This is a genomic window from Streptomyces sp. SID3343, from assembly GCF_009865215.1.
Classification (GTDB): domain Bacteria; phylum Actinomycetota; class Actinomycetes; order Streptomycetales; family Streptomycetaceae; genus Embleya.
Genome location: NZ_WWJX01001171.1, coordinates 1 through 6909, shown reverse-complemented (window position 1 = coordinate 6909; position 6909 = coordinate 1). Strand labels below are relative to the sequence as shown.

Genomic DNA, 6909 nt, shown 5'->3' with positions numbered 1-6909 from the left:
CGCGGAGCGTTCCGTCCTTTGACGAACTGATGGCCGACTGCGAACACTCGGCCGTCCACCTGGAGATGCGCGACGTCTACACCAGCGAGGACGAAGCCCAGGACTTCGCCGCCTGGCAAGCAGGCCACCGCCACGACCCCACGGACCGCGCATCCTGGTGGACGCCATGGCTCGACCTGATCGCGGCCACCACCGCACGCGGCGTGACCGTACGCAGAGCCCGCGTGGTGTCCCAACCGGTCACCACCTACATCGCCTACGAACACGCCTGCACCCACCAGAACATCGCCGCCGGCGAACACGTGCGCTGGCTCCCCCGCAGCCGAGCATCCGACCTCCTCCTCCCCGGCAACGACCTGTGGGTCATGGACGACCGACTCGTGCGCTTCAACCTCTTCACCGGCAACGGCGAATTCCTCCACCACGTGGACCTCCACGACGCCGCCCTGGCGAAACAGTGCGTGACAGCCTTCGAAGCGGTGTGGGAACGAGCCGTCCCCCACGAAGACTTCGAGGTCTGAGAGCGGTCCGCCGACCGCGCGTTGGATACCTTCTCCAGATGCCGCGATCCCCTTCCAGCAGCGCGCAGCAAGCCCGCGACACGTTGGGCGTTCGCCTGCGGGAGATCCGCCGCGAGGCCGGTCTCACTGCCCGCCAGGTAGCAGACCGGGCCGGTTGGCACGCCTCCAAGTCGTCGCGCCTGGAGAACGGCGTCACCGCCCCGTCGGCCCCCGACATCCGCGCCTGGTGTGCGATCTGCAATGCCACCGATCAGGCCCTCGACCTGATCGCCACGGCCCGCAGCGTCGACTCGATGTACATGCAGTGGAAGCGTCGGCAGCGAACCGGACTACGCGCGATCCAGGACTCCTACCACGCGCTCTACCGCGACACGTCGACCTTTCGCCTGTACAGCGCGGATGTGGTGCCGGGGTTCTTGCAGACTCACCGATACGCGCACGCGTTGTTGTCGTCGATCACCCGCTTCTGCGGCACTCCGGACGATGCCGAACAGGCCGCGACCGCACGAGTCGAGCGTTCCCGGATCGTTCACGAGCCGGGGCGGCGCTTCGCGTTGGTGATCGAAGAGGCAGTGCTGCGACATGCGATCGCGGACCCGTCGACGATGGTCGAGCAACTTGAGTACCTCCTGGTGGCGATGACCTTCCCGCAGGTGTCGCTGGGGGTGATTCCCCTTGGCACCCGGCGCGGCCCCGAACGGGGAATCTGGGGGCTGGAGACGTTTTGCGCGTTCGATGATTCCCAGGTCGAGATCGAATTGCTGACGGCGGCGATCAACGTGACCGCCCCGGGCGAAGTGGTCGACTACCTGCGCGCGTTCCAGGAACTGTCGCGCCTCGCGGTCCACGGTGCACGAGCAAAGGCGTTGATCAGGGCCGCTGTGTCGGGATTCGACTGAACCGGCGGCCGAGCTTGGGTGCGCGACGCGATTCGTGCACGTTCGTAGAACTTCGTGGAGTCCGCCGCACCCCGCTCCTTAGCGTGGTCGTAGACGCGACACGAGGGGAGCAACCGGTCGCGTCGCGAGCCGACAGGCATCCTGCGGACGAGAGGGGAATCTCGCATGGGAGACGGCAGACACGAGAAGCCGAACGACGGAAAGCCGAAGGGTCCGCCCGACGACGCGGACGGCCGGTCCGACACGATCGGCGGTGGCGATACGGGCACTCGCCGCAAGGACAAGGACAAGTGAGCGGATCGCCGGCGCCGACCTCCGGTGAGGTCACCGGAGATGACGCCGTGGCCAGGGATGCGAACGTGTCCCTGGCCCTGCTCGGCCGGGACCGGTCGCCGTTCCTGCCAACCACGTTCTGGCACTGGGACGCCGACGCAGCCGCAGACGTGCTCGTCGATCGCGACCGGGACCCCCGCACGTGGAACGCCATCGCGGCCGGCGACGGGTTCGTGGTCACCCAATGGAACGACGGCACCACCGACGGCCCCGGCCGGGAACGCGTGCCCACCTGTTCGTGCTCGATGCCCACCACCGTGCACAGCATGCTCGACGCCCTCGAAGTCGGCTCGGGTATGAGGGTGTTGGAAATCGGCACCGGCACCGGATATACGGCGGCCCTGCTCAAGGATCGCGTCGGACCGTCCGGAACAGTCGTCTCGGTCGAGATCGACGAGTACTTGGCCACCCGCGCTCGCGCGAACCTGGCCGGCGTCGGCGTCGGCGTCGATGTGATCACGGCCGACGGCTTGGCCGACCACTCGATCGGCGGCCCGTTCGACCGCGTACACGTCACCTGCGGGATCCGCGTGGTGCCCGCCACGTGGATCGAACGCACCGTGCCGGGCGGGCGGATCGTCATGCCGTGGGGCACCCACTTCGCCCCCAGTCACGACCTCCTGCTCACCTTGACCGCCGGGGTCGACGGAACCGCGTCGGGCCGATTCGAAGACGGCCTCTCGTACATGAAGGCGCGCGGACAGCGCACCGCTTGGCCCCAGGCACCCGAAAAGTGGTGGGAGCACCAAGACGCGACGCACAGCACATCGGCCGTACCGGGGGCGTGGGTCGAGGGCGCGCTGACCGGGTTCGGCGCACCGGTTCTGGGGCTCCTCCTGCCGAACACGGTCAAGACGGTCGAAGACCGTCCGTACGACGACGACGACGACGACGCCGCCGCCGCCGACCGGACGACAACGTTGTCTCTCTATCGGAGTGGCCCCACAGGACTGTCCTGCGCCCGGGTCCTTTACGGAACCACCGCCGACACGACTACCACCGCGTGGGGCCCCGACGACCTCGCGGCCGAGTTCCTCGCCGCGCTGCGATGGTGGCGTCGGCACGGCCGGCCGGAGGCGGAGGGGTTCGGACTCGCCGTACTCGCGAACGACGGACGAAGCACGCAGCGCGTGTGGTTCGGCGAGCCGAACGAAACGCCCTCCTGGTCTCTCTGATCGTTCGTCGTGCGGGCAACAACAAGGGAGTTCACCACCCGACACCGACAAGTGGCCCACGACGCTCTCGGCGGCGGCGTTGCCCGCGCGGACGGCCGACGCCACGCGATCCGATCCCTACGACTCTGGTCGGACCCGACGACATCGACGACAGCATGGCCTTCACCGCAACGTGAGACGCCGCCGGCAGTCGCCCTCGGGGTGCGTGACTTCATGGCGCGCATGGGGTTGTTCTTCGGGGCGTTCGACTTCGCCGTCAGGCCCGACGGTGAGTGGGTGTTCTTCGAGGTGAACCCGTCGGGCCAGTGGCATTGGTTGGTCCGCCGTACCGGGCTGCCGCTCGTGGAGGCGATGGCCGACGCGCTACAGGAGGGAATCCCCACGTGATCACTCCCGAACCCGACTGGACCAAGGCCGCCGCCGCACTGGCCGAACAGGTCGCCACGCCCGGATGGGCGGAAGCGGTGGAGTCGACGCCCCGGCACCTGTTGGTGCCCGCCTGGTGGACGTACCGGCCGCCCACCCACTGGCAACGCGTGGACGCCCGCTTCCCGACCGCGTGGCGCGAGGCGTACACGGACACCACGCTCGTGACGCGGGTCGGAACCCGGCACGCCGACGACACCGACACCGACACCGACGAGGCCAACGGGTCGCCCACGTCCTCCTCGACCCTGCCGTCACTGGTACTTGCGATGTTCGACCACGCGGGCATCACCGAAGGTGAACGGGTGATCGACGTCGGCACCGGCTCCGGTTACTCGGCCGCCCTCTTGACCCACCGCCTCGGCGACGATGCCGTGACGAGCGTCGACATCGACCCGTACCTCGTCCGGGTCGCCCGCGAACGCGTCGGACACATGGGCCGCCACCCGGAGTTCGCCTGCGTGGACGCGGACCGCGCGCTGCCGGGCGAGGGCTACGACGCACTGGTGGCGATGGTGTCCGTCCGCCCAGTCCCGGCGGCCTGGCTCACGGCGGTGCGCCCCGGCGGACGCATCGTGACCACCATCGCCGGCACCTCCTTCCTGATCCGGGCGCGGATGCGGGACGACGGCACCGCGTTCGGGCGCGTCCTGGACGACCCGGCCGGCTTCATGCGCACCCGGCGCGGAAACGACTATCCCTCCATGGACGCCGTGTACCGAGCGGCCCGCGACGCCGAGGGCGACACCGTCACTTCCGACGACGCAGAGCCCTACGACCTGGCCCCCGGCAGCGACCCGCGCACCCTGATCACCCTCGCGACGGGCGCGACGGACTTCCGCGGTTACACCCGGGAGGACGGTACGCAGTTCGCGTGGATCCTCCACCACGACGGTTCGTGGACGCGGACCGAACGCCGCGACGGAGGCTCGGCGCAGGTGCATCAGGGCGGTCCGCGCGTCCTGTGGGACGAGGCACGGGCCGCCCTGAGCGCATGGGAGGCACGAGGCAAACCCCCGATCCGCGACTTCGCCGTAACGATCACTCCGGAAGCCACGACTCTGAGCTGGGACGGCGATCCGGCGCGGCACATAACCCTGTAGCCGCCGGGGCCGCCCGCCACGCGTCCGTTCGTCTCCATCCACGCTGTGTCGGGAGCCTGGGTCGAGGGCGCGCCGAACGAGGGACGCCCAGGCTCGGCGATGGAGGTGCATCAACCATCGGGTTCCCGCGCCGGATTCGTGGTCTGGCCGAGCGGACGCCGAGCAAAGGCCAAAGCCGTTGGCGCACGTGCCCGGCATCGTGTGGACCGTCGGCGAGGCGTGCGACTTCCTTGCCGCTTCACGAGAGGTGTACGACATCGTGTACTCGATCTTTGGCGCGCTCCGGTACACCGACCCCGAACGTCTCCTGCCGCTGGTCCGCGAACGTCTCGCCCCCGGCGGCCTGTTGGCGTTCACCGTGAGCGCGGCCCGCCCCGGCGCTCTCCATGGGCCCCGGGTGGACAACCTGACCCTGGACACCGGTGTCCGCATGCCGGTGGTGCACTACGCGTACGACATCGCCGGGTGGCACGACCTACTCGCGCGCCACCGCTTCGTCGTCGAGCGGAGCATCGACATCCCCACCCTCGACGGCGCCGGCCATCGCGGGCTCGTGTTCACCGCGCGCCCCACTCCCTGAGACTGCCCACACCACCGCGGCGGCCACCACCGTGACCAGCCCGGCCCACCCGAACGCCGCCCGAGGGGCACGCTCCACCAAGGCGGGCAGCACGAGCATCCCGCCCATGCCCGAGACGTGCAGGGCCGTCGACTCCACCGTGAACAACCGCAGCCGCTGCGGGAGTGGCAGCAACCCGATCTCCGCCCCCAACGTCACCGATCCCAAGGGGGTAAGGACACCCAGGAGCGCAGTCACCACGACCACCGAGTTCACGCCCGACGTGAACGCGTATCCGCCCAGCAGCACCCCCCGCGCCAGCCACACCACGCAGTACGACCCCGGAAACACCCCGACGGACTTGGCGTTGCCCGCGACCACGTTGCCCACCACACTGCCGACACCCATCGCCGAGAGCACCAGGCCGTAAGCGCCCGGCCCCGCGTCGAGCCGGGCGGTCAGCCAGATCGGGATCCCCACCGAGGCCACCACCGCGCACGCCTCGCCCACCGCCTCCAGCCCGAGGATCCCGCCCAACACCGGCCGACCGCCCAACACCGCGCGGACGGTGGGCGCGCCCGGGTCGGTGCCGGCTGCGGCCGAGGCCGGCACCGAGGGGAGCCGCTGTCCACGACCGAGGTAGGCGAACGCGGCTCCGGAAACGACGAACGTGGCCGCGTCGACCCAGAACAGCGCGTGCACCGGCATCACCAGCAACAACCCGGCGGCGGCAGCGGGTCCGAGGATCCACGCCATACGGCCGGTGAGCTGCATCAACCCCGTCACGGCCCGGACCTGCGGGGGTTCGACCAAGTCGGGGAACAGCGAACCCAGGGCGGGCCCGGTCACCGCGTCGGCAGTGCCCAGCAGCGCGATCACCACGAGGATTCCGACGAGTCCCAGCCTGTCCCACAGCCACGGAAGCGACGCCACCACCGCGATCTGGGCGAACTCCACCACCGCCAGCCGACGAAGCACCGCGCACCGCGCGATCACCTTGCGGCCGAACGACCCCAACACGATGTGCGGAACGCTCTCCACCACCACGACCAGGCCCATCGCCACCGCACCGGAACGCTGCCACGCCAACCACGTCAAAGCCAGGGTGAACAGACGGTCACCGAACACACTGCACGCCTCGGCCGACCACAACACCAGAATCCGACGCCGCCGCAGCAAAGAGAGGTAGCCCACGGGCGGCCACCCTACGAAGCCACGATCCCCCGCGAAGGCCAAACGCCCGACACCCGCCCACACGAGCGCACCGACCGGGACAGGAGAGAGGCGTTGCCCGCCCGACCCGGGCAACGACGGCTGCGCCGAGATCGCATTCCTTGCCCAGGACGACCTCATCCGCGAGACCCAGGCCCACGAACACAGCCACCTGACCAGCGGCGCCGCTTCGTGGAGCCGTTTCGTCACTACCTTGCATATCGTGATCACGATCAGAGAGGCGTGCGATGGCGCGGAGCGTTCCGTCCTTTGACGAACTGATGGCCGACTGCGAACACTCGGCCGTCCACCTGGAGATGCGCGACGTCTACACCAGCGAGGACGAAGCCCAGGACTTCGCCGCCTGGCAAGCAGGCCACCGCCACGACCCCACGGACCGCGCATCCTGGTGGACGCCATGGCTCGACCTGATCGCGGCCACCACCGCACGCGGCGTGACCGTACGCAGAGCCCGCGTGGTGTCCCAACCGGTCACCGCCTACATCGCCTACGAACACGCCTGCACCCACCAGAACATCGCCGCCGGCGAACACGTGCGCTGGCTCCCCCGCAGCCGAGCATCCGACCTCCTCCTCCCCGGCAACGACCTGTGGGTCATGGACGACCGACTCGTGCGCTTCAACCTCTTCACCGGCAACGGCGAATTCCTCCACCACGTGG

Annotated in this window: 9 protein-coding genes; 8 read left to right on the top strand and 1 reads right to left on the bottom strand. The window is 69.5% G+C overall.

What is annotated here, in order from left to right; all coding sequences use genetic code 11:
• The 7 genes from GT354_RS37100 to GT354_RS37075 form a co-directional block, all read left to right on the top strand.
• Positions 1-521, top strand: a 521-nt coding sequence (locus tag GT354_RS37100) for a DUF6879 family protein (protein WP_237535837.1), incomplete at its 5' end; no start/stop codon positions are given.
• A gap of 38 nt (positions 522-559) precedes the next feature.
• Entirely contained in the window at positions 560-1420 is an 861-nt protein-coding gene (locus GT354_RS37095) for a helix-turn-helix transcriptional regulator (RefSeq protein WP_161360784.1), read from the top strand.
• A gap of 165 nt (positions 1421-1585) precedes the next feature.
• Entirely contained in the window at positions 1586-1714 is a 129-nt protein-coding gene (locus tag GT354_RS56035; protein ID WP_272923956.1) for a hypothetical protein, read from the top strand.
• On the top strand, positions 1711-2928 hold the full coding sequence (locus GT354_RS37090; RefSeq protein ID WP_161360783.1) for a methyltransferase domain-containing protein: 1218 nt from the start codon (positions 1711-1713) through the stop codon (positions 2926-2928). The genes GT354_RS56035 and GT354_RS37090 overlap by 4 nt, the downstream gene beginning before the upstream one ends.
• A 201-nt stretch (positions 2929-3129) precedes the next feature.
• Entirely contained in the window at positions 3130-3315 is a 186-nt protein-coding gene (locus GT354_RS37085; protein WP_161360782.1) for a hypothetical protein, read from the top strand.
• Positions 3312-4457, top strand: a complete 1146-nt coding sequence (locus tag GT354_RS37080) for a methyltransferase domain-containing protein (RefSeq protein WP_161360781.1) — start codon at positions 3312-3314, stop codon at positions 4455-4457. The genes GT354_RS37085 and GT354_RS37080 overlap by 4 nt, the downstream gene beginning before the upstream one ends.
• A gap of 187 nt (positions 4458-4644) precedes the next feature.
• Entirely contained in the window at positions 4645-5037 is a 393-nt protein-coding gene (locus GT354_RS37075; protein ID WP_161360780.1) for a hypothetical protein, read from the top strand.
• On the opposite strand, the gene GT354_RS37070 is transcribed toward GT354_RS37075, so the two are convergent.
• Positions 4933-6210, bottom strand: a complete 1278-nt coding sequence (locus GT354_RS37070) for an MFS transporter (protein WP_161360779.1) — start codon at positions 6208-6210, stop codon at positions 4933-4935. The two genes, GT354_RS37075 and GT354_RS37070, sit on opposite strands and share 105 nt — an antisense overlap.
• 266 nt (positions 6211-6476) lie before the next feature.
• Between GT354_RS37070 and GT354_RS37060 the strand changes: the two genes are divergently transcribed.
• The coding region (locus tag GT354_RS37060; RefSeq protein ID WP_161360778.1) for a DUF6879 family protein at positions 6477-6909 on the top strand (433 nt) is incomplete at its 3' end.